Source organism: Dictyoglomus turgidum DSM 6724, from assembly GCF_000021645.1.
In the GTDB taxonomy this organism is placed as follows: Bacteria; Dictyoglomota; Dictyoglomia; order Dictyoglomales; family Dictyoglomaceae; genus Dictyoglomus; species Dictyoglomus turgidum.
In genome coordinates, this window is the sequence record NC_011661.1 from 1,613,147 (window position 1) to 1,638,588 (window position 25,442).

Annotated in this window: 28 protein-coding genes and 1 tRNA gene; 10 read left to right on the forward strand and 19 right to left on the reverse strand. The window is 33.5% G+C overall.

The window, feature by feature from the left end:
• Nucleotides 1-65: 65 nt before the first annotated feature.
• The gene (locus DTUR_RS08245; RefSeq protein ID WP_012583944.1) at nucleotides 66-929 is read right to left on the reverse strand and encodes a helix-turn-helix domain-containing protein; all 864 of its coding nucleotides are present in this window, start codon (nucleotides 927-929) and stop codon (nucleotides 66-68) included.
• 95 nt (nucleotides 930-1,024) lie between these two features.
• Here DTUR_RS08245 and DTUR_RS08250 point away from each other — a divergent pair, with 95 nt between their 5' ends.
• A complete protein-coding gene (locus DTUR_RS08250; RefSeq protein ID WP_012583945.1) occupies nucleotides 1,025-1,645 on the forward strand; it encodes a histidine phosphatase family protein in 621 nt (206 codons plus the stop codon).
• Between the two features lie 3 nt (nucleotides 1,646-1,648).
• Here DTUR_RS08250 and DTUR_RS08255 read toward each other — a convergent pair.
• Together DTUR_RS08255 and DTUR_RS08260 are read right to left on the reverse strand one after the other, a co-directional pair.
• Nucleotides 1,649-1,743, reverse strand: a tRNA-Ser gene (locus tag DTUR_RS08255).
• A 42-nt stretch (nucleotides 1,744-1,785) separates the two neighbouring features.
• Nucleotides 1,786-2,205, reverse strand: coding sequence for a Clp protease N-terminal domain-containing protein (locus tag DTUR_RS08260; protein WP_012583946.1), 420 nt, complete (start codon nucleotides 2,203-2,205; stop codon nucleotides 1,786-1,788).
• A gap of 116 nt (nucleotides 2,206-2,321) precedes the next feature.
• Here DTUR_RS08260 and DTUR_RS08265 point away from each other — a divergent pair, with 116 nt between their 5' ends.
• Genes DTUR_RS08265 through DTUR_RS08275 form a run of 3 tightly spaced genes read left to right on the forward strand, consistent with a single transcriptional unit; the run spans nucleotide 2,322 to nucleotide 5,671 of the window.
• Entirely contained in the window at nucleotides 2,322-3,053 is a 732-nt protein-coding gene (locus DTUR_RS08265; RefSeq protein ID WP_012583947.1) for an MBL fold metallo-hydrolase, read from the forward strand.
• Between the two features lie 24 nt (nucleotides 3,054-3,077).
• On the forward strand, nucleotides 3,078-4,820 hold the full coding sequence (gene polX, locus DTUR_RS08270; RefSeq protein ID WP_012583948.1) for a DNA polymerase/3'-5' exonuclease PolX: 1,743 nt from the start codon (nucleotides 3,078-3,080) through the stop codon (nucleotides 4,818-4,820).
• Nucleotides 4,817-5,671, forward strand: coding sequence for a tRNA (adenine-N1)-methyltransferase (locus DTUR_RS08275; protein WP_012583949.1), 855 nt, complete (start codon nucleotides 4,817-4,819; stop codon nucleotides 5,669-5,671). The genes polX and DTUR_RS08275 overlap by 4 nt, the downstream gene beginning before the upstream one ends.
• Here DTUR_RS08275 and recJ read toward each other — a convergent pair.
• From recJ to DTUR_RS08345, 14 genes are read right to left on the reverse strand one after another with little or no spacing between them, the layout of a single operon-like run.
• On the reverse strand, nucleotides 5,598-8,069 hold the full coding sequence (gene recJ, locus DTUR_RS08280) for a single-stranded-DNA-specific exonuclease RecJ (RefSeq protein WP_012583950.1): 2,472 nt from the start codon (nucleotides 8,067-8,069) through the stop codon (nucleotides 5,598-5,600). The genes DTUR_RS08275 and recJ overlap by 74 nt on opposite strands.
• A gap of 3 nt (nucleotides 8,070-8,072) precedes the next feature.
• On the reverse strand, nucleotides 8,073-8,945 hold the full coding sequence (gene secF, locus DTUR_RS08285; RefSeq protein ID WP_012583951.1) for a protein translocase subunit SecF: 873 nt from the start codon (nucleotides 8,943-8,945) through the stop codon (nucleotides 8,073-8,075).
• A 17-nt stretch (nucleotides 8,946-8,962) separates the two neighbouring features.
• Nucleotides 8,963-10,162 carry a protein translocase subunit SecD gene (secD, locus tag DTUR_RS08290; RefSeq protein ID WP_012583952.1) on the reverse strand — a complete coding sequence of 400 codons (1,200 nt, stop codon included), beginning with the start codon at nucleotides 10,160-10,162 and terminating at the stop codon, nucleotides 8,963-8,965.
• 25 nt (nucleotides 10,163-10,187) lie between these two features.
• Nucleotides 10,188-10,466, reverse strand: coding sequence for a preprotein translocase subunit YajC (gene yajC, locus DTUR_RS08295; protein WP_012583953.1), 279 nt, complete (start codon nucleotides 10,464-10,466; stop codon nucleotides 10,188-10,190).
• A complete protein-coding gene (gene tgt, locus DTUR_RS08300) occupies nucleotides 10,445-11,611 on the reverse strand; it encodes a tRNA guanosine(34) transglycosylase Tgt (RefSeq protein ID WP_012583954.1) in 1,167 nt (388 codons plus the stop codon). Before tgt ends, yajC begins: the two co-directional genes overlap by 22 nt.
• Nucleotides 11,612-11,624: 13 nt before the next feature.
• A complete protein-coding gene (gene queA, locus DTUR_RS08305) occupies nucleotides 11,625-12,644 on the reverse strand; it encodes a tRNA preQ1(34) S-adenosylmethionine ribosyltransferase-isomerase QueA (protein ID WP_012583955.1) in 1,020 nt (339 codons plus the stop codon).
• Complete coding sequence (locus tag DTUR_RS08310) at nucleotides 12,635-13,726, reverse strand: SpoIID/LytB domain-containing protein (RefSeq protein ID WP_012583956.1); 1,092 nt, start codon at nucleotides 13,724-13,726, stop codon at nucleotides 12,635-12,637. The genes queA and DTUR_RS08310 overlap by 10 nt, the downstream gene beginning before the upstream one ends.
• 1 nt (nucleotide 13,727) lies before the next feature.
• Complete coding sequence (locus DTUR_RS08315; RefSeq protein ID WP_012583957.1) at nucleotides 13,728-13,949, reverse strand: DUF2905 domain-containing protein; 222 nt, start codon at nucleotides 13,947-13,949, stop codon at nucleotides 13,728-13,730.
• Nucleotides 13,950-13,954: 5 nt separating this feature from the next.
• Nucleotides 13,955-14,818 carry a diacylglycerol/lipid kinase family protein gene (locus tag DTUR_RS08320; protein ID WP_012583958.1) on the reverse strand — a complete coding sequence of 288 codons (864 nt, stop codon included), beginning with the start codon at nucleotides 14,816-14,818 and terminating at the stop codon, nucleotides 13,955-13,957.
• On the reverse strand, nucleotides 14,815-15,363 hold the full coding sequence (locus tag DTUR_RS08325) for an epoxyqueuosine reductase QueH (RefSeq protein WP_012583959.1): 549 nt from the start codon (nucleotides 15,361-15,363) through the stop codon (nucleotides 14,815-14,817). Before DTUR_RS08325 ends, DTUR_RS08320 begins: the two co-directional genes overlap by 4 nt.
• Entirely contained in the window at nucleotides 15,353-16,357 is a 1,005-nt protein-coding gene (ruvB, locus tag DTUR_RS08330; RefSeq protein ID WP_012583960.1) for a Holliday junction branch migration DNA helicase RuvB, read from the reverse strand. Before ruvB ends, DTUR_RS08325 begins: the two co-directional genes overlap by 11 nt.
• Nucleotides 16,354-16,932 carry a Holliday junction branch migration protein RuvA gene (gene ruvA, locus DTUR_RS08335; protein WP_012583961.1) on the reverse strand — a complete coding sequence of 193 codons (579 nt, stop codon included), beginning with the start codon at nucleotides 16,930-16,932 and terminating at the stop codon, nucleotides 16,354-16,356. The genes ruvB and ruvA overlap by 4 nt, the downstream gene beginning before the upstream one ends.
• A gap of 2 nt (nucleotides 16,933-16,934) precedes the next feature.
• On the reverse strand, nucleotides 16,935-17,411 hold the full coding sequence (gene ruvC, locus DTUR_RS08340; protein WP_012583962.1) for a crossover junction endodeoxyribonuclease RuvC: 477 nt from the start codon (nucleotides 17,409-17,411) through the stop codon (nucleotides 16,935-16,937).
• The gene (locus DTUR_RS08345) at nucleotides 17,412-18,161 is read right to left on the reverse strand and encodes a YebC/PmpR family DNA-binding transcriptional regulator (protein WP_012583963.1); all 750 of its coding nucleotides are present in this window, start codon (nucleotides 18,159-18,161) and stop codon (nucleotides 17,412-17,414) included.
• A gap of 104 nt (nucleotides 18,162-18,265) precedes the next feature.
• Between DTUR_RS08345 and DTUR_RS08350 the strand changes: the two genes are divergently transcribed.
• Entirely contained in the window at nucleotides 18,266-18,979 is a 714-nt protein-coding gene (locus DTUR_RS08350; RefSeq protein WP_012583964.1) for an HAD-IIB family hydrolase, read from the forward strand.
• Here the strand turns inward: DTUR_RS08350 and DTUR_RS08355 are convergent.
• Nucleotides 18,960-20,504, reverse strand: a complete 1,545-nt coding sequence (locus DTUR_RS08355; protein ID WP_012583965.1) for an NAD(P)H-hydrate dehydratase — start codon at nucleotides 20,502-20,504, stop codon at nucleotides 18,960-18,962. The genes DTUR_RS08350 and DTUR_RS08355 overlap by 20 nt on opposite strands.
• Nucleotides 20,501-20,848: a NusG domain II-containing protein gene (locus tag DTUR_RS08360; RefSeq protein ID WP_012583966.1), complete on the reverse strand. Its 348-nt coding sequence runs from the start codon at nucleotides 20,846-20,848 to the stop codon at nucleotides 20,501-20,503. The genes DTUR_RS08355 and DTUR_RS08360 overlap by 4 nt, the downstream gene beginning before the upstream one ends.
• Before the next feature lie 41 nt (nucleotides 20,849-20,889).
• Here DTUR_RS08360 and DTUR_RS08365 point away from each other — a divergent pair, with 41 nt between their 5' ends.
• The 5 genes from DTUR_RS08365 (at nucleotide 20,890) to DTUR_RS08385 (ending at nucleotide 25,439) form a co-directional block, all read left to right on the forward strand.
• Nucleotides 20,890-21,555 (forward strand): SagB/ThcOx family dehydrogenase, encoded by a 666-nt coding sequence (locus DTUR_RS08365; protein ID WP_012583967.1) that lies wholly within the window; start codon nucleotides 20,890-20,892, stop codon nucleotides 21,553-21,555.
• A gap of 72 nt (nucleotides 21,556-21,627) precedes the next feature.
• Nucleotides 21,628-22,662, forward strand: coding sequence for an SIS domain-containing protein (locus DTUR_RS08370; protein ID WP_012583968.1), 1,035 nt, complete (start codon nucleotides 21,628-21,630; stop codon nucleotides 22,660-22,662).
• Nucleotides 22,659-23,132 (forward strand): divergent PAP2 family protein, encoded by a 474-nt coding sequence (locus tag DTUR_RS08375; RefSeq protein WP_012583969.1) that lies wholly within the window; start codon nucleotides 22,659-22,661, stop codon nucleotides 23,130-23,132. Before DTUR_RS08370 ends, DTUR_RS08375 begins: the two co-directional genes overlap by 4 nt.
• On the forward strand, nucleotides 23,129-24,337 hold the full coding sequence (locus tag DTUR_RS08380) for a glycosyltransferase family 4 protein (RefSeq protein WP_012583970.1): 1,209 nt from the start codon (nucleotides 23,129-23,131) through the stop codon (nucleotides 24,335-24,337). The genes DTUR_RS08375 and DTUR_RS08380 overlap by 4 nt, the downstream gene beginning before the upstream one ends.
• Nucleotides 24,330-25,439 (forward strand): DNA double-strand break repair nuclease NurA, encoded by a 1,110-nt coding sequence (locus DTUR_RS08385; RefSeq protein ID WP_012583971.1) that lies wholly within the window; start codon nucleotides 24,330-24,332, stop codon nucleotides 25,437-25,439. Before DTUR_RS08380 ends, DTUR_RS08385 begins: the two co-directional genes overlap by 8 nt.
• Nucleotides 25,440-25,442: the final 3 nt, after the last annotated feature.

Consider the following 25,442-nt stretch of genomic DNA (forward strand, 5'->3'; position numbering starts at 1 on the left):
ATAAAATTTTAAAATCTACTATTATTTTGATAAAAAATAAAAATATTTTGCTCATTTAGGGGCTTTTATAGATTTTGCTTTCTAAACTTCAAGGGGGTCGTATGCATATACTTCCTAAAAACTTTGATAAAATAACTTATATTATTGAAACCACACTCAAAGGCTATTTCAGAAATGCTCATATCAGTATTTATAAGAAGCTCCATAGCTTTATCAATTCTTACTTTGTTTATATATTCTACAGGGCTCATTTTCAAAGATTCTTTAAACAACCTACAAAGATAAAATTTACTCATATCAACTTGCTTGCTAAGCTCATCAAGAGACAAATTCTTATTGTAATTCTGATTTATGTAACTGAGCAAATCTTTGATCCTATCGATTTTATATCCGAGTCTACCATCTTGGTTTTGCTTTTTAGCATAATATTTAAATACTCTCCAGAATGTGTCAAATAAAAGGCTCTTTATATAGAGCTCATAGCCATAATCTTTCTCCCTAAAAGCTTCTATTATTTTTAAAATATTCTCTCTTATGTTTTCATCATTAATATTTGTAGGTATATAATATCTTTTATTTATAAGCGGTAAAAAATACTCGTGTTTACAATAATCAGGCTCCTCAGAATAGAGTAATCTTAAATCAAATACAATAGCATACCCTACACTCTTTCTTACCAGTTCCCTACCCGAATGTATAGAACCAGAATTTACAAAGAGATATTCCCCCTCTCCTAATTTATATTCATAACCATCAACATAAAACATACCTATGCCTCTCTCCATATATAAAATTTCAAATTCGTTATGCCAATGAGGATTCACGATTCCATTTCTATATACAAAAATATCCTCATGAACAAACAGAGGAAAATCTGGGGTTCCATGGGAAACATCCGATTCTATCAACTCTTTCTTCCTTATCCTCATAAAAACCTTCACCTAAAATAACAAAAATTTTAAGCACACCTCTTTAGATGATTATAACAAAAATTTAACATTATTTTGCTAAAATTAAATAGACTATGGGTGAAATATATCTAATAAGACATGGAGAAACAGACTGGAATAGAGAGGCAAAATTTCAGGGCAGGACTGATATCCCCCTAAACTCTAAAGGTAAATCTCAAGCAGAATTGTTATCCGATTATCTTGCCAAAGAGAAATTCGATTATATCTACTCAAGCCCCTTAAAGAGAGCTATCGAAACGGCAATTCCTCTTTCTAAGAAACTCAACAAAGAGATATTAATTAGAGAAAACTGGATAGAATTTGATTTTGGGGAATGGGAAGGATTAACAGTAAGAGAAGTACATGAAAAGTATCCTATAGAAAGAGAGTTGTGGCTTTACCACACTGAAAAAGGAAAAATTCCCAAAGGAGAAAGCTTTGAAGATGCCTACAAAAGACTATCTATTGAAAAAGAATATATTCTTGAGAATCATAAAAACCACAAAATAGTAATCTTTACCCATGGAGCAATAATAAGAGCAGCTCTCTATGTATTTTTAGATCTTTATCATATAGGTTTTGGGAAGATTACTATAAGTTCATGCTCTATAACTCACTTTAAAATAAAGGATGATAAGTTTATACTTCTAAGATTAAATTATCTGTACCCCCATGAGTTATTTTCTTACCTGTGAAGATGGCGGAGAGGGTGGGATTCGAACCCACGGTACGGGTTTTAGCCCGTACAACCGCTTAGCAGGCGGCTGCCTTAAACCTACTCGGCCACCTCTCCAAGCAAAGAAAATTATACCAAGGAAATTATTTATAAGCAATATCAACTTTTAATTTCACTCAATACCCTCTCAACACTTACACCGCTATCAAATAACAATTTAGATGCAAAAGAACTGCTCTCCTTAAGTATTCCCAAAAGAAGATGTTCTGCGTCTACAATTTCTCTTCCTAATTTTTCTGCAAAATCTTGAGCATAATTAAAGATTTCAAAGATCTTTTGATTTACAGGAGATATCTCATATTGGTCAGTTTTTCGATTCCTCAATTCTTTTTCTAATTCAGTCTTTATCTTTCTAAGATCAACTCCAATTTTCTGTAAGATCTTACAAGCTTTATTATTTTTATCATTAATTATGCTAAGAAGTAAATGTTCCACATCCATGTAAGGAGAACTAAAAGTTAACACTAACTCCTCAGCATTTAAAATGATGGACTCAGACTTGAATTTAAGAGTCTTCATAGAAGTATCCTCCCCTCAACCCATCAATTTTTGAATTATTTTATAACACTTTGAAAACGAATACAAGTATGCTGATGTATAATAATTTTAAAAATTAAAGTTATTGGGAGGGGATTATGAAAAAGATAGTTTTAATTCTCTCAGCTTTAACCCTCTTAGTAAGTGTTGCTTTAGCTTTAGAAATTACCTATTATGGACACGCATGCGTCAAAGTATCTTTTGAAAATAACTATTCCATAATAATAGATCCCTTTTCTTCAGACTATCCCATACCCCAAACCAATGCAGATCTAATCATAAGTACCCATGAACATGAAGATCATTTTAATCCAAATTTTCTACATAAAAAGGTTGAAATACTTGTAGGAACAAAAAATGACGGAAAAGATTGGAACCCAATAAATAAAGAGGTTAAAAATATAAAAATATGGAGTATACCTGTATACCATGATAATTCAAAAGGCTCTCAGAGAGGAAAAAATAGTATCGTCGTTATAGAAGGAGATGGTTTTAAAATAGTCCATATGGGTGATATAGGACATCTCTTATCAGAGAAGGAATTAGTCAAACTTAAGAATGTAGACATTTTATTTATTCCTGTGGGAGGATTTTTCACATTGGATGTGAAAGATGTGATAACCACCATAAGAGAAATAAAACCTAAGATTGTGATACCCATACACTATAAAACAGAATATACCAAGGACTGGCCTATTTTACCCATTTCTGAATTTCTAAAAAGGGCAGAAAAAGAATTCAAAATTATAACAATAAACTCAAATAGAATAACTTTGACTCCAAAAGATCTACCAAAAAATACAGAGATATGGATTCTAAATTATAAATAATTTCTTGTATGATATAATAAAACTATGAAAAACAAGGAAGTTGCTCAAATCTTAGATGAAATAGCAGCTCTCCTTGAAATAAAAGGAGAGAATAAATATAAAATTGCAGCCTATCAAGAAGCTGCAAGAAGAATAGAAAATCTTCCTGAAGATATAGAGAGATTATTCAAACAGGGTAAATTGTACCAAATCAAAGGTATCGGTGAAAGTATTGGACAAAAAATTAAAGAATATCTTACTACAGGAAAAGTCTCCTACTTGGAGGAATTAAGAAAAGAGATTCCTCCAGAGATCCTTGAGCTTCTGAAAATACCAGGTATTGGCCCAAAACTTGCTTACCGACTCTATGCTGAACTTGGGATAAAAGATATAGATTCATTAGAAAAAGCAGCAAAAGAAGGGAAAATAAGAGTACTTCCAAGATTAGGTCCAAAAGTAGAACAAAATATTCTTGAGGCTATAAAGGAATATAGAGAAAAACAGACTGTCCCAGAGAGAATACCCTTAGGTGTGGCCCTCCCTCTTACCGAAGAAATTGTAAATTACCTATCTCAATACCCCTTTATAGAAAATATTGTACCTGCAGGAAGTTTGCGCAGAAGAAAAGAAACTATAGGAGATATAGATATATTAATCACTACTTCGGATATGGACAGGGTAAACCAGGTTCTAAAAAATCTTCCAATTTTAAAGAATATCCTTGCAGCAGGACCTACAAAAACCAGCATAATCGTTGAACCAGGAATTCAAGTTGATTTCAGAGTGGTAGAAAAGAGCTCTTTTGGGGCTGCATTACAATATTTTACAGGATCAAAACAGCATAATATAAAACTAAGAGAATTAGCTATTAAGAAAGGTTTAAAGATAAATGAATATGGTGTTTTTAGAATAAGTGACAACAAGAAGATAGGGGGAGAAAAAGAAGAAGATATATACGAAATTCTTGGGCTTCAATATATACCACCAGAGTTAAGAGAAGACCAAGGCGAAATTGAGAGCGCAATGGAAGGAAAACTACCTAATCTTGTAGAAGAAAGAGATATCCTTGGAGATATGCATGTTCATACTGACTGGAGCGACGGTGCTAATACTCTTGAAGAGATGGTAGAGGTAGCCTATAAACTTGGATATAAATATGTAGTAATTTCAGATCATAGTCAAGCCTTAGGAGTTGCGGGAGGATTAACTCCGGAACAAATTGAAAAACAAAGATTAAAAATACAAGAGTTGAACAGAAAATACAGAGATTTCAAGATTCTTCACAGTATTGAAGCAAATATCTTAAGTGATGGAAGCATTGATCTACCTGAAGAGGTGCTTAAAAATTTTGATCTTGTTATTGCAGGACTTCACTCTGGCTTTAAACAACCTAAGGAAAAAATTACAGAAAGGCTTGTATCAGCCATTAAAAATCCATGGGTTGACATAATAAGTCATCCTACAGGAAGATTAATAAACAAAAGACCTGCTTATGAGGTGGATCTGCCCACTATTCTTTATTGGGCAAAAGAAACAGGAACAGTCCTGGAAATAAACGCTCAACCTGATAGACTTGACCTTTGTGATATAGACGCCAGAATAGCCCGAGAAAAATATGGAATATATCTCTCTATTGGCACTGATAGTCATGATATTAGAAGCTATTCTTTAATAAGATATGGAATAGCAGTAGCAAGGAGAGCTTGGCTTCAAAAAGAGGATATTATAAATACTTATCCTTGGGAAGAGGCAAAACTTAAACTAAAAAGATACAGAAACCAAAAATGAAGATAAGAAGAAAGGGAAAAATCTCAGAGGGAGAATGGGTTGTTCTCTTTGATAGCAAAAGAAGGTATCTAATACAGGTTGAAAGAGAAAAGATCTTTCACTTTCATAAAGGATATATTAGGCATAATGATATTATAGGAATGGAAGAAGGAAGTATAATAAGATCCTCTCAGGGAGCAAACCTTCTTGTTCTAAGACCTACTTATTCAGATTTTATTCTCGAAATGCCTCGTGGAGCCCAAATAATCTATCCCAAAGACATAGCTACCATATTAGTTTGGGCAGATATTTATCCTGGAGCAAGGGTACTTGAAGCAGGAATAGGCTCTGGAGCATTAACCATTGCCCTTCTTCAAGCAGTAGGTGAAACAGGAACGGTAATATCCTATGAAATAAGAGAAGACTTTGCAAAAAGAGCTTTATCAAATATAGAAAATTTCTTAGGAAAAAAAGACAATCATATATTGAGATTAAAAGACATCTACGAAGAAATAATAGATGAAAACATAGATAGAATTATATTAGATCTGCCAGAACCATGGAGAGCTATAGATAATATTTTGAAAGCTTTAAGGCCTGGAGGAATTTTTTTAGCCTATACTCCTACTATAATTCAAGCTCAAAAAACTGTTGAGGCTCTGAAAGGTACAAAATCTTTTACCTTGATAGAAACCATTGAAACCTTACTAAGACCTTGGCAAATTGAAGGTTTATCCGTAAGACCTTTTCATAGGATGGTAGCCCATACAGCTTTTCTAACAGTGGCAAGAAGAATAGTTACACAAGAAGAGAATATATCTCCGATGGTCGTGCCTTCTGAAGAAAGAGGAGAAAATTATGAGATTGAGTAACAAAAAATTCTCTCTCTTCTTTCAATAGTCCCATAGAAACTTCTTGCACCTTCTTATAGCTGTATATAAAATCTTCCTTTCCAAATAGAAGAACTATATTCTGGCCAAATTTTGACCATCTTACAAATTCTACTTCTGTCAACGGAGGCTTGAGAAAAATCAAATATCTATACATCCTTATAGGTACTTTATTAGGATAGAAGTACACGTCTTTTCCCTCAAAAAACTGTAAATCCTTTTCCTTATTTTTCGAAAATCTAACATCAATAAAAGCAGGATTAAAAGACTTTTTTGGTATTCGCAAATTCTTAATACCAAGTATATCGGACAAATTTAATCTTTTTTCTTCCTTCTTAAGATTAGAAAGGAAAATGATAGGATTATTTATATTTCTTATCTTTACCAAAAACCTCTCATAAAATTCCTCATTTAAAAACCATTCTGCATCATCCCAGATGATAACTTTGTCTTTTGAAAGATCTATAGAGAAATCCCATGGAGACACAATCTCTTCATTCCAATAAACTTTATTCCAGTAAGGGGAAATAATAGCATATTCTCTACCTCTCTTTTTTATTTCCTCTATAAGAAAAGTCTTCTCTGTATCATTCTCAAGAAAATACAAAATTGCCCTTATCTTTTCTCTCTTTTCTTCTTTCTCTTTCTTTTCAGCCTCTCTCCATTCTTCCAAATAAAAATTGAAATATTCTCTACCTTGATATCCCTCTTTTTCTATTCTCAAGACAATATCCACTGTTTGAGGAGACTCTTTTAGCGCTTCTTCCTCTATTCCAAGAGAAAAAATGGGAGTTGACAAAATTTTTCCCGATATATCACCAATTTTAATCTTATATCTTCCTCCATTTCCCATTTTTTCAAAATATGCAATAACCGTTGAATTTATTTTGAACCTTGGTTCTTCATTACCTGGACCAAAAGGCGAAAGCATATCAAGCTCAGAAAGAAACTTACCAATATTTTCACTTTTAATCTTATCTAAAGGAATTTCAGCATCTATCTTAACCTTTGGAGTAAAATCTAATTCCTTCCAAATTTCATTTGCAAGCCTTACTGCACTATTCTTAAAATCCTCATAGTCTTTTTCAAACAGAGAAAAACCAACAGCTCCTTTATGTCCACCAAAGTTTATTAAATAGTCTGATAACTTAGAGACAAATTCAAATAAATTTACATCTTCTACTCCTCTCCCTGAAAAGACAATAAACTCTCCTTCTTTTCTTCCAAGAAAGAAGGGCACATTATATTCTTCTACAAGCATAGAAGCTACAATTCCCATTACCCCACCCACATCTCTCCCCCACAAACTATTGTATAAAAATACTGCTTTATTATTTTCTATATCCTCCTCTCTTAACATCTCTTTTGCCATCTCGTAAACTCTTTCTACCTCTTCTTTTCTTTTCCTATTAAATTCGTCAAGTTTATCAAAAAGTATCTCAGCTTCTTCTACATTTTCAGTAAGAAATAGTCTTATTGCTTCTTCTACCTCTTTGAATCTACCTATGGCATTTATCCTTGGAGTTATATTAAAAATAATATCCTTTGAACTTATAAAAGTATTTTTATCAAGCCCTACTTTTCTAATAAGAGTTCTAACTCCTACAAGATCGGAATTTAAAATCTTCTCAAGACCATATCTAACAAGGACCCTATTCTCATCTTTAAGCTCCATTAAGTCTCCCAAGGTTCCTAAGGTTACTAATTCTAATACCCCCTTTTCTTTATAAATATCTTTCCCTATTGCATCTCCCAGGGCTTTTAGGAACTTAAAAGCAACTCCAACTCCTGCCATATATGGATAGGGATAATTGTTTAAGTAAGGATCAAGCACAAGAAGAGCTTCTGGAATACTTCCTTCCTCAGGAATATGATGATCAGTAATAATAACTTCAACTCCATTTTTCTTTAAATATTCAACCTCTTTTTTACTTTTAATCCCACAATCCACAGTAATTAATAGACCTATAAACTCATTTTGAGATAACGCTTTTTTAACACTTTTTTCCTTTAACCCATACCCTTCATCCAGTCTATGAGGCACATAAAAACTTACATCCCACCCCCAATGGGATAAAACTCTATACATAAGGGTTGTAGCAGTTATTCCGTCTACGTCATAATCTCCAAAAACAAGTATCTTTCTCTTAGCATTTCTTAGCTTAATTAAGAAATCTATAGCCTTTTCTAAATCGGGAAAATAAGTAAAAGGATCATATAAATCTTCTATCTTAGGATTTAAAAATTTTTTTGCCTTTGAAGGTTCACTTATTCCTCGATTCAAAAGGAGTCGGGCAAGAAGAGATGATATTCCAAGCTTTCTTGCCAAAACCTCTTCCTGCCCTTTATTTTCCTCAAAGAGGAAAACCCATCTTCTCATACTTTATTTCTGTAATTCTCTCCACTCACAAAGAATGGCCGATGCTATATATATGGTAGAATAGGTTCCAATTATTATTCCAAGATATATAGCAAGAATAAATGGTCTTAAAACCACTCCACCCCATATTAGAAGAGGAGTAATTGCAAGTAAAGTAGTTATCACAGTATATAAAGTTCTTGCAAGAGTCTGATTAATACTTCTATTGGCAATAATTGTGAAATCTTCCTTAGGATATTTTTTAGAGTTCTCCCTTATTCTATCAAAAACTATTATGTTGTCATTAATAGCATAACCAAGTAGGGTAAGAATTGCAGCAATAAAGGATGGACTAACCTCCCATTGGGATATGGCAAAAATTGAAATAGTAGCAAGCAAAACAAAAGCCTCATTTATAATAGCAGAAATTGCAAAATCAAATCTGAATCTCACTGTTATATATACAAGCATGACAATTATAGCAAGAACCGCCGCCAAAATAGCCTTTTCTCTCAGCTCTCTACTTATAGTAGGCTCAATAGTTGTTATCTCTCTTCCTTCATACTTAACAATTACTTTTTCTACTTCTGATGTTAATCTCTTAAGCTCATTTTCTTCTAAAAATTTGGTTCTTATCCATACTTCTTTTCCATTTGATCCTGTCTGAATGGTAGATTTACTATAAAAACTCCTAGCAATATCCCTTAAATTTGCTATCTGATTACTATTTAAAGGAGATGAGAGTTTATAATAGATCACACTGCCACTTTGAAAATCAATGCTATAATTTAAGCCTTTAGTAAAGAAAAAATACATCCCAATTATAACAAAGAGAAGGGATAATATCATAAATACTCTTCTTACCCTTTTTCCTAAAAAATTAATCTCCTTTTTCACAAATCTTCCTCCCTTCTTTATAAGCCCAAAAGCTTAGTTGCCTTCTTAAAAACAGGCAAAGACAATAAATTCTCAAGAAGCGTACGAGTTATAGTTATTTGAGTAAACATGGAAAGAGCCACACCAAGAGACAAGGTTACAGCAAAACCTCTTATAGGACCTGTTCCAAAATAGAATAGAATTAATGCGGCAAGGATAGTAGTCACATTACTATCAATGATAGCCCTTAAAGCATTTCTAAATCCGGCATCAAGAGAAGCCATAGGTGTTTTCCTTTGAGCATACTCTTCCTTCATCCTTGCAAAGATAAGACAGTTAGCATCCACAGCCATTCCGATAGAAAGAATAATACCTGCAACACCAGGAAGAGTTAATGTGGCATTTAATAACTTTAAAGCAGCAAGATCAAGAACCACATAAATCAAAAGTGCTATATCTGCGACCAATCCTAAAAATCTAAAAACCAAAATCATAAACAACACCACAAGAATGGCCCCAATTACTCCTGCTCTGTATGCAGACTCCATGGTATCTTTACCAAGAGTAGGATCGATGGTTCTATTTTCTATTACCTTCACAGGGACAGGAAGAGCACCTGCTCTTAAGAGAATAGCAAGTTTTTGTGCCTCATCAATAGTAAATCTACCTGTAATTACTCCTGTCCCTTCCGTTATAGGCTCTTTAATTACAGGATTTGATATTACTTTCCCATCAAGCACTATAAATACCTGTTTTCCTACATTTTTTGAAGTGAAGTCTGCAAAAATCTTTGCACCTTCTGGATTCATCTCTACCCTAACCATAGGTTGTCCTACTTGATCAAATTCAACCTTAGCATTTTTAAGAGCAGAACCTGTAAGTATGGTTTTTCCAGTTTCATCTTTAAACTCTAAAAGAGCAGTCTGTCCTATAATCTCAAGAGCCCTTTCGGGATCTTTTATACCAGGAAGCTCTACTACAATTTTATCGCTTCCCTCTTTATATATGGATGGCTCTGTAACTCCTAATTGATCTATACGATTTCTAATAACCTCTATAGTTCTCCTTACAGCATCATCGGTAATTTCTACCCCTTCTGTCTTTTGGCATTGCAATGTTACTCTTATACCGCCCCTTATATCCAGCCCATATCTAAAGGGAAAGGTAAGTAGTATCCATATGGCAATGCCCAAAATAATCACTATAAAAGCAGTTTTAATTTCTGGTCTTATATTCATAAATCCTTTATCTCCCCTTTCTTTATTAATCTTTTAAGGGATAAGCTACACCTTCAAGAAGCATTTCAAAAACTATTCCCTTTGCAAAAGAAACCTGAATAATCTTTTTTTGTTTATTAATTGCTACTATTTGTCCTATCAATCCCCCCTTTGTAACTATTCTATCTCCCACCTTTAGAGAATCAAGCATTTCCTGTCTTCTTTTTGCTTCTCTTTTTTGGGGAATCACAAGAATAAAATAAAAAATAGCTAAAAAAGCACCCCAAACTAAGAGTATACTTATTAAATTAACAGCTTGCTCCATAGCTCCTCCTTCTCCAATCTATTTTCTCGATCATCTCTTAGATACTCAGTTAAAAATTCTTTCTTAAACTCTTCCAACCTCCCTTCCCTAATGCTTTTCCTAATATTTTCCATTAATCTAAAAAGGAATCTTAGGTTATGAATAGTTAAAAGTCTATAGGAAAAAGTTTCATGCTGTAAAAATAAATGCCTAATATAGGCTTTGGTAAACTTTCTACAAGTATAACAATCACAATCTTCTTCAAGAGGTGAAAAGTCCTCTTTATATTGTGCATTCTTTATATTTTTCCTTCCTTTTGAAGTATAAAAAACCCCATGTCTTGCAAGCCTTGTGGGTAAAACACAATCAAACATATCTATTCCCATAGAAACTCCCACTACTAAATCTTCAGGTGCTCCTACTCCCATAAGATATCTTGGTTTCTCCTCAGGAAGCAAACTTACTGTATAATCTATTATCTCATACATTTTATCCTTAGGTTCTCCTACACTTATTCCACCAAGAGCCAATCCCGGAAGATCTATATTAAGCATTCTTTCTACTGCTTCTTTCCTTAACTCTTTATAAAAACCCCCTTGCACAATTCCAAAAAGAAGTTGATGATCCATATTGCTATTATTTTTGTAATCTATACTCCTTTTAAGCCACCTCAAAGTAATTTCAAGGGCTTCTTTCGTTTCCCAGTAAGATGCTCCATATCCAAGACATATATCCAAGGGCATTATAATATCGGAACCAAGAGACTTTTGTATCTCCATAACAAGTTCAGGAGTATAAAAATACCGAGTTCCATCAATATGAGAATTAAAATATATCCCATCTTCGTCAATCCTTCTTAATCTTGCCAAGCTAAATACTTGATATCCTCCACTATCAGTAAGAATTGGTTTCTCCCATCCCATAAACTTATGAAGTCCACCACCTTTTCTAACAATCTCATGTCCTGGTCTTAAAAAAAGATGGTATGTATTAGAGAGAATTATTTCTGCTCCGACCTTCTCCACTTCTTCTGGAGAAAGAGTTTTTACTGCACCCTGAGTTCCTACGGGCATAAAAACAGGAGTATTAATCTCCCCATGAAAAGTCTTAAGTTTTCCCAGTCTTGCTCTCGTTTTTTTATCTCTTACAATAATTTCAAAAATCATACATCTTTTCACCTTAATAAATAAACATGGCATCCCCAAAGCTGTAAAATCTCATTCTTTCTTCAATAGCTCTATTATAAGCCTTTTTCATAAGATCATATCCCATAAAGGCAGCCACCAGCATAAGTAAGGTAGATTTTGGCAAATGAAAATTAGTTATTAGACCATCTAATATTTTGAACTCAAAACCAGGATATATAAAAAGATCTACAAGCCCAGCCCCAGGTTCAACCCTTCCAGATCTTCCCTGAGCTTCTAATACCCTTGTGACTGTGGTCCCTACCGCTATAACTCTTCTCCCCTCTTCCTTTGCTCTATTTATTCTCTCTGCCACATCCTCTCTCACTTCAAAATACTCTGGATCCAGTTTATGCTTAGTAATATCCTCCACCACTACTGGTCTAAAGGTTCCAAGTCCAACATGTAGAGTAATGTATAAAATTTCAATACCCATCTTTTGTAAAGTATGTAGAAGCTCTTCAGTAAAATGTAAACCAGCAGTTGGAGCTGCTACAGCCCCCTCCTTTTGTGCATAAACTGTCTGATATTTATTAGGATCATTAAGAGGCTTCTTAATATAAGGAGGAAGAGGGATATTACCAATTTCAGGAAGAATTTCTTCTAAATCTTCCTGAGAAAACCTCAGTACAAATATTCCTTCTTCCTTCCTTTCCACCACTTCAGCATAAATATCCCCAGAGAAATATATTTTTGTTCCAATCTTTGCTCTTTTACCAGGTTTTACCAAAGCTTCATATACTCCTTCTTCCACTTTTTTAAGAAGTAATACCTCTATTTTTGCTCCTGTATCTTTTTTACCGTAAAGTCTTGCGGGTATAACTTTTGTATTATTTAGTACTAATACGTCTCCACTTTTTAAGTAATTTTTGATTTCCCTAAATATGGTTATATCAATCTCACCAGTTCTTCTATTCACCAACATTAAACGAGAAGAATCCCTAGGCTCTGCAGGTTCCTGAGCAATTAATTCTTCTGGCAGATAATAATCATAATCTGATAACTTTAATACCATTTTACTATCTCTACTCCCTGATAATAATACTTCAAAATTTCTCTATAATTATAACCTTTTTCTGCTAAAAATCTTGCCCCCTTTTGAGAAAGGCCTACCCCGTGACCATTCCCTCGTCCTGATAAAAACAGGTAATAACTACCTAACTCCATATCAAATAAAGTACTGGGAAGATTAAACAAACTCCTAAAAGTGGTTCCTTTCAAAGAATAAATTCCTTGGTCGCTTTTAAAGTATACAGTGTACACTCTACCAGAATTTGTCTTTTCCAGCTCTATAGAAAAACTGTCACTTAAATTTATTCCTACAGAATTCAACTTGTTAGTAAGTTCATTAATGCTTATTACCCTACTCCAAGTATCATTTATTAACTCATCTACATCCCTTACACTTTTTAAATAGGGAAGATCTTCTCCCCATACATATTTACAATCTTCTGTATATCCTCCTGAAGAGGAGTGAAAAAACGCTTTTATAAGTTGACCATTATAGGTAATCACCTCGCCTAAGGTCTCCATAACCGCTCTTGTGCTTCTTTCATTCTCTACACTCATACCTTTGTATACTTGGCAATGTGTAGTATTACAAAGATCAAATTCCCCATGTTTTCCTCTATTTACTAATGCATAAGTACGGGATGCTATTGCTTGTGCTTTTAAAGCTTCTAAAGGATAAGAGACAGGCATCTCGGAAGGCACCACTGAGAGGAGATATTCTTCCATATTTAGTACATTAATAAGCCATCCTGAGGGAAGAATTTCCAAGTATCCTCTATAATAATTAGAATTATAATTCACATAGTAGCCATCAGGATAAATCCTCAAAGGTAAAGTTACACTCAAAATTCCAGTATTACTCTCTATGAAGCCAGACCCATTTTTTACTCTTACTTTCACATATCCTTTACCTTCCACTTTTATGTCAAGAAAATCTGTAGACATCCTTCCCACATTTGAAAAATATGCATCACTATCAATTTTAGTAATACCTATTCTTACCAAAGGAATATTCTGAGAGTAAGAACCATTTAAAAAAACAAAAATGAAAATCAAAAAGAAAGCAATAACTAATCGCCTTAGCATGTTATTTTCTTAATCTAAGAATTATATTTATGATAATTGTTAGAATAAGACTTAAAAGTATAGATGTGGTCAAAGGAAAATAGAATATAAAATTTTTTCTCTCTATTCTTATATCTCCTGGAAGCTTACCCAAAAAAGGTATTTTGTCCATAAAAACAAAAATCAATCCAAGAAGTATTAATATAAATCCAAAAAGAATTAACCATTTTCCTAAAAAAGACATAATATCTACCCCCTAATAACCTTTTGAAATTTTGGAACATTGGTAAATTTAATTTCTTTACTTACTATCATCTCTCCATCAAAACTTATTATAAGATCCTGATCCGAGGCAATTCTAACTTCCCTTCCTCTATATATTTTAATATGGGGGTTTATAGTATGTTTTCCTAAATAAACCAGAGGAAAAGTCAAAATCAATTCTATAGGGTGTATTTTCTGAGCAATCCCCACATCAAAATAACCATCTTCAGGATCTGAAGTAGGAAGCAATTTCATGCCACCCCCATAGTAAGATGTATTCCCGAGAGCAATAAGGGTAATTCTTCCCTTCCAAGATATTCCATCAAAGGAAACCTCACATTCTGGGTATTTAAACTCTTTCAAAGTAGTAAAGACTGAAATTAAATAGCCTTTAAATCCTGTTAAGTTTAACTTATTAGAATTGTAATTAACGTCTCCTACAAAACCTGTCCCCGCAATACCTACAAAGTATCTCCCATCAAGAAGTCCAATGTCAACTTCCTTTATAATTCCATTTTTTAACAATTTTACTGCTTTTCTAATGTCTCTCGGAATCCTATAAGATATAGCAATATCATTACCTCTTCCTAAGGGAATAATGCCTAAAATTCCTCTTCCTTTAAGCCCATTTACAACCTCATTTATAGTTCCATCCCCACCAGCTGCAACTACCACATCTACTCCCCTTCTTAAAGCCTCCTCAACCTGTTTAATAGTTCCTTCCTTTCCTAAGGTAAATTCAATAGTATAATCTAAATTTTCTTCTTCAAGAACATTAACAAGCTCATGATATCTTTTTCCTGCTCTCCCACGATTTGAAGTTGGATTAAAAAGAATGTGGTATTTCACTTTTTACCTCCTTTATAATATCTGTCTTTCTCACTATATATACATCCACAATATTTTTGCCTATAGAGACCATACTCCTTAGATAAATTAACCCCCTCTCTATAACCCACTCTAAAATCCTCATAATAAAATTCTATTTTATACTCATTTGCAAGGTAATTTGCAATCTCCTTAATTAGGTCATGCTTTTGATAAGGACTTACAAGCAAGGTTGTAGAGAAAAGATCAAATCCAAGTTCTTTTGCCTTTTCCACTGTTTTCTTTAAACGCATGTAATAACACACAGGGCATCTATCCTTTTCCCTGTAAACTACCTGTCTTATAAATTCTTCAAGAGCATAATCATCCTCATAAACTACAGGCAAACTTTGTTTCTCCGCAAAATCCTTTAAAGTATTTAAACGCATCAAATATTCAGTATAGGGATGAATATTAGGATTATACCAAAAACCTGTAATATCAAAACCTTCCTCTCTCAATCTCTTGAGAGGATAGGTTAAACAAGGGGCACAACAGATGTGAAGAAACAACCTTTTATCCGTCATTCTTACACCCCATTATATGAGCTAAACCAAGAGGGGTTATAATCCTTCCTCTTGATGTCCTTTGAATAAAGCCAATTCTTAAAAGATAAGGTTCATATATGGATTCAATAGTATCTGGAGATTCGTTGAGTACTGCTGCAAGGGCTTTTAATCCCACAGGACCACCAGAAAATTTATCCCTAAGGGCAAAAAGAATCTTCCTATCCAACTCATCAAGCCCCTTTTCATCGATACCAATTAATTCAAGTACCCTCTTAGTTTCTTCTAAGTTAATATTTTTTTCTTCTTTCAGATCTATATAATCTTTTATTCTTTTCAAAATTCTGTTAGCAATTCGAGGAACACCTCTTGATCTTTTAGCAATCTCAATTATGGATTCATAGGGAAGATTTAAACCAAGAATTTTTTGAGACCTTTCAATAATCTTCACCATTTCTTCATGGGTATAAAAATCTAAATTTGCTATAAATCCAAAGCGATCTCTCAAAGGACTGCTAAGCAAGGCAGGTCTTGTAGTCGCACCTACTAAGGTGAAGGGGGGAAGTTTTATGCTTAAAACTTTACCTCCAGGACCCTTTCCAGTTACAATACTAACACTCCTATCCTCTAAAGCAGAATAAAGTATCTCTTCCAAGGAGGGATTCAACCTATGAATCTCGTCTATAAAAATAATGCCCCTCTCTTCTACACTTGTAAGCAAAGCTATTAAATCGCCACTCTTTTGTAAAGATGGTGCAGATACCATTTTTATGGGGGCATTTTGTTCTTCTGCTATGATCAAAGCAAGGGTCGTCTTTCCTACTCCAGGAGGACCTACAAAAAGAATGTGATCTACAGCCTCTTCCCTTTTTTTAGCAGCATTAATTATTAAAGCTAATCTATCTTTTATCCTTTCTTGTCCTATAAAATCTGATAGATTCTTTGGTCTTAATACATTATCAAGGGCTGGTTCTCTTTGAACAAGAGAAAAGTAGGGAAATCTTTTCACTTTCATATCTCCTGAGATAGCTTCCTTAGTGCAAACCTTATAATTTCCTCAAGATTATCAAGGTCTTTAAATTCCTTTCTTATCTCTTTCATAACTACTTCTATTTCCTCTTTCTTATATCCCAAATTTAAGAGAGTGTCTTTTATTATATCTTCTTCTTTATGTTCTCTCTTTGGGATAACTCCTTTTATCTCAAGAAAGATTTTTTGAGTAATCTTTTTCCCAACGCCAGGAACCATTAAAAGAGCATTTAAGTCTTCTTTTTCAATCACCTCATAAAACTCTTTAGGAGACATCGCAGAAACAATTCTTAGAGCAATCTTTATCCCAACTCCAGTAATATTTTTAAGCCTCTCAAACAAATCTCTTTCTTCTTCCGACAAAAATCCAAAAAACTTTATTCCGTCCTTTTCTATGACTTCTGCAATGTAAAGCAATATTTTATTGTTTAATTCTTCACTAAGCTTTGAAGTTAAATTTTTGCTAACATAAATTTTAAAACCAAAATTTCCTGTATCAATTATAAGAGAGTCCCCATGTATTTTTAAAAGTTTTCCATAAATATGATTCAAAAATGCCAAGATTAACAACCTTCCTGTTTATAAATGTAAGAAATACACAAAGCTAAAGCATCTGCCACATCATCAGGTTTAGGAATATCCTTTAACTTCAATATCTCCTTAACCATATATTGAATTTGATTTTTTGTGGCTCTACCATAGCCAACTACAGAAAGTTTTACCTCAAGAGGAGTCAATATAGATATTTCTTTTTGATGCTGTTCTGCTGCAAGGATTATAACCCCCTGAGCTTGCCCTATATTAATAGCAGTCTTAATGTTTTTATTAAAGAAAATATTCTCCATGACTACTACATCAGGATTGTATAAATCCAAAAGAGAGGAAACTTGATCAAATAGATAATTTAACCTCCTTCCAATACCCCAACCAGAAGGAGTAGTTAAAGCACCATACTCAATTATTGATATTCCATCTTCACCCTTATTTAAAATACCATAACCTGTTATTGCAGTTCCAGGATCAAACCCTATGACAACCATTTATGAAAGTGACTGTAAAATTTCATCAGGTATATCAAAATTTGCGTAAGTCTTTTGTACATCATCATGGTCTTCAAGTTCTTCCATAAGCTTCAATACTTTTTCAGCATCAGGTCCATCCACAGGAACCAAATTCTTAGGAACCTTTGTTACTTCCGCCTGAGTAATCTTATATCCCTTTTCCTTTAATATATCCCTTACCTCAGAAAAACTTTCAGGACTCGTGATAACCTCAACAGTATCATCACTTATTTGTACATCTTCAGCTCCCGCTTCAAGAGCATCAGATATTAGTTGATCTTCATCCTTTACACTCTCTTTTTCAATGATTATGCTTCCTTTCTCTTCAAAAATCCAAGCAACACAGCCTGCCTCCCCAAGATTTCCCCCATGCTTGGTAAATATCCTTCTTATTTCAGCTGCTGTTCTATTCTTGTTATCTGTGACTACCTCTACCATTATCGCAACACCACCTGGTCCATATCCTTCATAAGTTACTTCTTCATAAGCAACTCCAGGAATCTCTCCCGTTCCTCTCATTATGGCCTTTTCTATATTCTCCTTAGGCATATTTGCCTCTCTTGCTCGTTCAATGGCAGCTCTTAGGCGAGGATTAGTTTCAGGATTTCCCCCACCATGCTTTGCTGCTATTATAATTTCTTTACTCAATTGAGAGAAAAGTTTTCCCTTCTTAGCATCTGCTGCTGCCTTCCTATGTTTAATATTTGCCCACTTGGAGTGTCCTGACATTATTCCGCCTCCTTTTAAATCAAAGATTTGCTATGTTTCATAAGCATTCTACAACATTTTATTAAGTTTGACAAGAATACCACTTTTAATTAAACTATCTTACTATGAATATAAGATTGATCTTGACAGACATAGAAGGCTGTATCACAAAGAACAAAGGATATCCTCTGGATCTTTTATCTCTTCAATGGATACGAGAGAATTTAAAAAAACTTCCTCCTATTTCTCTTAATACAGGTAGATCAAAACCATACATTGAAGCAATCCTTCAAGCTTTAGGAGATTTTCAAGACTCCATAGGAGAGAATGGTTGCACCATATACTTAGTTGAAAAAGACGATATTGTTTTACATCCTATCATAAATGACGACATTCTAAAAGAAAAAGAAGAACTCAAAAAGTTTTTAAAAGAGAAGATCAAGAATCTAGGCCATATAGAGCCAGGAAAAGAAGTATGTGTTTCTCTATTTCCAGAAGAGGGTATTCTTGTAAAGGATCTCGCTGAATATACGCAAGAACTAATTAAAGAGGAATTTCCAGAATTTCAATTAGTATATTCATCGGTAGCGGTTGATATTACCCCCAAAGGAATTGATAAAGGTTCAGGAATGGACATACTCTTAGAAATGAAAAATTTATCCTACGATGAGGTATTAGGAATTGGAGATAGCCTTGGAGACTTTCCTTTTCTAAGCAAACTAAAATATAAAGCTACCCCTGCCAATGGCCATCCGAAGATAAAAGAGATAGCAACTTATGTAGCTAAAGAAGAAGACATCAAAGGACTTATTGAGATCTTTAAACATTTCTTCTTCTAATTACCTCATCTATAGCCAAAGGAAGTATTTTAATTATATCTGAAGCTGTAAGTCCAACACTACCTTTATACTTTTTCCATATAACTGAACTATAACCATGAACAAAATTACCAAGAATACAGGCTTCCTTTAACGAGTATCCTTGTGCTGAAAACCCCGCAATTATTCCTGTAAGAACATCCCCTGAACCCGCTGTTGCTAGTAGAAAATCTGCAAAAGGATTCACATACACATGGTTTTTGGGATCAAAAAATAAAGAATTGGGACCTTTAATTATCAGATTCAATTTATACCTTTCTACAAAATTCCTACCTATTTCAACTCTCTTTTTCGAAATTGTCTCTACACTTTCTTCTACAATTCTTGACATCTCCCCATAGTGAGGCGTAAAGACCACATCTTTGCCTGAAATATCTCCAAGAATATCCTTAACAAAAGAAAGTGCATCTGCATCTACCACCACTTTCTTATCAACTTTTCTCAAAAAATCTTGAACCAGCCTTCTTACATCTTCGTTTATGCCTATCCCTGGACCAATAGCTACAGCTTCAATTCCGTAAGTTTCTATTATTTCTAGAATATACCCTAAATTGTCATAAGAAATATAACCATCTTTATCTTTTAATGGAATATAAATAATCTCGGGATAGTTTCCTCTATATACCATGCTAATTTTTTCTGGAACCGCAAGGTAAACCATTCCAGCTCCTGTCCTTAGAGCAGAGAGAGCAGAAAGAATAGGAGCGCCGGTATACCTAAAAGATCCCCCAATAATTAATACTTTTCCCTTTTTCCCCTTATGTACCCCTTTGGAAGGGATACGAACAATATCCTTCAAAAGTTCCCAGTCCACAAGGTGTATATTTGACTCCACAATATCATTAACAATCTCTATAGGAATACCCAACCTACCAACAATAACCTCTCCCACATAATCCACAGCTCCAGTTTCAAAAAGTCCCACTTTAGGAAGAAACATCGTTAAAACATAATCTGCTCTTAACGCTTCGCCCATTATCTCCCCAGTATCAGAATTTATTCCTGAAGGTATATCAATAGAAATTATTTTTTTGCCCAAATTATTAATATATCTGAAGATCTTTTTTAAATCATCATCAATTTCTCTTTTTAGACCTATACCAAAAATCCCATCTACTATTAATTCATATTCCTTAAGTTCTGTATAATCTTGCAAAATATCTTTTATCTCAACCAGGTTCTTTAAAAGACCCAATTGAATCTTCAAAAGATCCGATATTTTCTTACCCCACAAATAGGAGAAAATGGTAATTTTTCTAATGCCATTTGAATACAGATATCTTGCCAAAGCAACACCATCACCACCATTATTTCCTGGGCCACAAAGAATAGCTATTTTTCTATTCTCTATATCTTCAAATTTCTCTTTCAAAAAACTAAATAAAAAAGATGCAGCATTTTCCATTAGTAGTATTGGTGGAATAGAGTACTCTCTCTCTAACCTTTCTTCAAGCCTTTTTATCTCTTCAGAAGTTACCAATTTCATTTTCTTCCCTCCCAAGTGATAACTACTCTATTGGGAAGACAAACAATACTTTCCCCTACTTTATTTATAAAACCTTGTTTAATGCAAAGTTTATCAGGACAAGGAGAAGAAATCATACGAACCCCTTTTCCCTCTACGTATTCAAAAACACTCTTACCTAAAAGACCTTGAACTTCAAATCTTTCTCTGCTTTTTAACTCTCCTAAGGATTTGGAAAAAACTTCTCTATTGTTTACATATACCTTTAAGACAACCCCTTCATTTCTAATATAATTGAAGTAAAACAGACCTAATGCCAATAAAAGAAAGAATATTATTAACAATATGTCATATCTTCTAAACATGTTTTAAGTATATCACAAAATTTGATATAATAAGATGCACTATGGAATATGTAATAAGCTTTATTATAGGGGTAATTTCATTAATAAAGTTTACTTATGCCCAGAATGGTAAAGTAATAAAACTTCCGACTCCCTCCTTTAAAAGTTCCATCTCCATTGAAGAAGCCTTGCTTTATAGAAGATCAAAGAGATTTTATAAAGACCTACCCCTTACTACTCAGGAATTATCACAAATCCTTTGGGCTTCTCAGGGAATATCAGATTCTGACTATAAGTTTAGGACTTGTCCCTCAGCTGGAGCATTATATCCTTTAGAAGTCTATATATCAATCTTAAAGGTTGAGGGAATAGAATCAGGTATATATAAATACACTCCAGAAAAACATGAGATAATCCAGTTATATAAAAATCATAAAAGGGATGAACTTTATGAGGCATCTTTAAAGCAGGAATGGGTAAAGTGGGCTCCTGTTGTACTCATAATTTGTGCCTCTTTTTATAAAACCAAAGCTCGTTATGGGGAAAGGGGAATAAGATATATATACATAGAAACAGGACATTGCGCTCAGAATATTTACCTACAATGTGTTTCTTTAGGTTTAGGTACAGTAGCGGTAGGTGCCTTTGATGATGACGAAATAAGTAAAATCCTAAATTTACCTAAATTTGAAATTCCCACATATTTGATGCCAATTGGAAAAATTTAGTCATCTTTGTTGACAAATTATGCTCCCTGATGCTAAACTTTCCTTAACTCCAATATAAAGAGGTGATTACTAATGTCCGAAAAGTTTATGATTAAGGAAATAAGAGAGGGCTTTTCCATAATAAAAAGTTATAAAGATCGATGGGAAGAATTTGTAGAAGTTTCAAAAAGAATAAAATCCCTTGATTTTCAAAACATTGTTTTTGTAGCAAGAGGATCATCAGATAACGCAGCCACATGGGGAAAATACTATATGGAGTCTCATTTAAGAGTTCCTGTATCTCTATGTGCCCCATCTTTATTTACCATATATAAACTTCCTCCTAATCTTAAATCATCCTTGGTTATTGCCATATCTCAATCAGGGGAAAGTGATGATATATGTGAAGTTGTAAATAATGCCAACAAACAAGGAGCCTTGACAATTGGCATAACTAATAATCCTCAAGGGAAATTAGCCCAAATAGCTAAAATAAATATTTTCCTAAACTCAGGCATTGAAAAAAGTGTTGCAGCCACTAAAACTTACTTATCTCAGTTAGTGTCCATTTATTTTCTAACAAACACATTAATAGGTAGAAATATACTACCTGAATTTGATAAAATATTAAACGCTATGGAAGATATTCTAAAAAGAGAGGAAGAGATAAAAGAAAAGGTAAAACCTTATAAATACATGGAGCATTGTGCTGTCCTTGGAAGAGGCTTTAATTTATCCACAGCTTTAGAAACTGCCTTAAAATTAAAAGAAACCTCTTATATTATTGCTCAGCCTTATTCTTCAGCAGACTTTATGCATGGGCCCCTTGCCCTTGCTTCTGAAGGATTTCCTGTGTTCTTTTTTGTTCCAAAAGGAGAAAGTATGGAGCATTCCTTAGAGGTTTTAAAAACTCTAAAAGAAAAAGGAAGCGATATTTTTATCTTCACCAACGAAATTGATCTCTTAAAAGAATATGATGGAATTTACATAAACTGTGATATTCCAGAATATATAACTCCTATACCTTTCATTTATCCTGCTCAATTTTTTGCTTATTATCTTGCTGAGATTAAGGGAAGAGATCCTGACAACCCCAGAAATATAAGGAAGGTTACCATAACAAGATGACAAATATAATACAGATAATAGAAGACTTACTTCAAAATCCTGTATTTATTATTCCTATGATGGTGGCAATGATTACTCAAGGAATTAAGGGATTAATAAGGAGTATTCAAGAGAGAAAATTTTTATGGAGAGCCTTCTTTGAATGGGGTGGAATGCCAAGTTCCCATTCTGCTCTTGTAGTATCTTTATCCCTGATAATTGGCATAAAGGAGGGTTTTAATTCCACCATCTATATTCTTTCTATGTTCTTTGCAGGAATAGTAATAGCAGACGCCATTGGAGTAAGACTTGCTACAGAAGAACAAGCAAAGGTTATAAACAAAATTATACAAAAGGAAATAAAAAATCCTGAATTGAAAGAAATCTACTTAAAAGAATCTATAGGTCATACACCTATAGAAGCCATAACTGGAGGAATCATTGGACTTATTTTAACCCACTTTATATACTATGGATTTTTTGTAAAATGAAGATAGCCTTTTTCAGCGATACTTACATTCCCCATAAAAATGGTGTAGCCACATCATTAAGCTTTCTCAAGAAAACCTTAGAGGAAGAATCCCATTCTGTTTACCTTTTTATTCCCTTTATTCCCAACATTCCTAAAGAGAGAAATACCTTTACTCTTCCTTCTATAACCTTTCCTTTTCAAAAAGAACACCGTATTGCTCTACCCTATTCTATAAAATATGATCTTATGTTAAGGAACATGGAACCCAATATTATACATACCCATACTCCTTTTTCTTTGGGAATCTTTGGATTATATATGGGAAAAAGAATTAAAATCCCTATAGTTCATACCTATCACACTCTTCTCCCTGACTACGCCTACTACATCTGGGATCATTTTCCCCATTTTGTGAAGAAAAACATCATAGACGAAGAAAGAGCAAAAAGAATAGCCATTTGGATAAGTAGGGAATATTGTAATCACTCTGATCTAATTATTGCTCCATCAACAAAAATAAAAAGGCTCCTTAAAAATTTTGGGATCCAAAAGCCAATAGAAATTTTACCTAATGGAATAGATCTTGATAGGTTTAAAAAGATTCCAAAACCTGAAGCAAGAAAAAGTTTAGGTCTTCCTACTGATGTTATTTTACTCCTCTTTGTAGGAAGGTTAGGTAAGGAAAAAAATATTGAATTTCTCATAGAAGTAATGAAATACATAAAGGAAAATAATGAAAAATTGATTTATCTTGTAATCGTAGGGGATAATCCCGATAAAAGAGTTATGGAAGAACTAAAAAACAAAGCTAAAACTTTAAATGTCTATGATAGAACAATTTTTACGGGATATTTAGAGTATGAAAGGGTCATTGAAGCCTATTATGCTTCTGATATATTTGTGTTTTCCTCAATCACAGAAACTCAAGGATTAGTAATCCTTGAAGCAATGGCATCGGGACTTCCAGTAGTTGCTATAGATGATGACGCTATTTCAGATTTTGTTAAAGATGGAATAAATGGTTTTTTAGTACCTAACAATCAGGAAAACAAGAGACTATTTTCTGAAAAGATAAAAAACCTTATTGAAGACAAAGATCTGTACACAAAAATGTCTCTCCATGCCTTAGAGACCTCAAGATCATTTCATATAAAGAACCTTAACAAGAAACTCTTAGCCTTGTATGAAGACCTTATAAGAGAATATAATAATAGTAATGCCTGATTTTATATCTTTATTTATATCGGAAATAAAAAAGAAAAAACCTCTCCTTGAAGAACTTCTCATTAAAAGGGGTCTTAATGAAAGACCTTACATAGCAGAATTTATTGAGAAGATTTGGAATAATCTCTCAGACACTTATGATTTCACTAAAAAACCTACCTTTGCGGTGGATGCCTCTCAAAGAACCTTATCCTTTTCCTTAGGACCCTATCTAATAATAACTCAAGCTCTAGCTATAGGTTCAAATGGATATGAAAAAGCCTTGGTATCCATTGAGCCAGTCGTAGGTTCCATACCAGAAAATCAACTAGGACTCTTAAGAGATCTTTTAATGCAGGATTTGGAGATTAAACTTGCTCTTCAAATTGTTAAAGAGAATTATCCTCCTTTCATTCTGCTAATTGATGGCTCTTTATTATCACGAATCTCCTATCTTTTAAGGTATCTACATAGTTTTGAAGATGAAAACTATATAAATCTTGCCTACAATGTATTGATGAATACCTTAGACCTTATAAATGCCTCTAAAAATGGTATAGATCTTATTTCAATCTCTAAATCTTCAAGGAATACCTTCTTCTTTCAGATCCTATCCATTGATAATCCTGATATAGAAAAAAACATATCTTACAAACCTACAGATAGCGAAATTTTAAGCATTTTTACCTGGGAACCTGGCTATACCACTCCCCTTTTAATAGGAGCAGAAATGGGTCTTGGACATAAACAATTAGAAATTATAGAAAAAAATTCGGATCTTCAAAAAGTTCTTAGCAATACTCAAGCCTTTTATACCTTCTATATAAGACTTATGCCAAGAGATCAGCTTTTGAGAATAGATTTTCCTGCAAATATAGTGGGAGAAAAAGCAAATATTCTGTCGGTAAACTATTTTTGGGGCAAGGATATAAATATGGCCCAAATTTTAGGAATATTAAAAAAAAATTGTGTAAACTCTAAAATATACCAAACTCCTTTGTATTTTGTAGATCAAATTGTTAGAATAAAAAGAGAACCTGATTTAGAAAGATATCTAATGATTTTAAAAAAAGAATTTCCAGGGTTTATTGAACTTGATAGAAGTCAGGGGAGGTTCTATTAATAA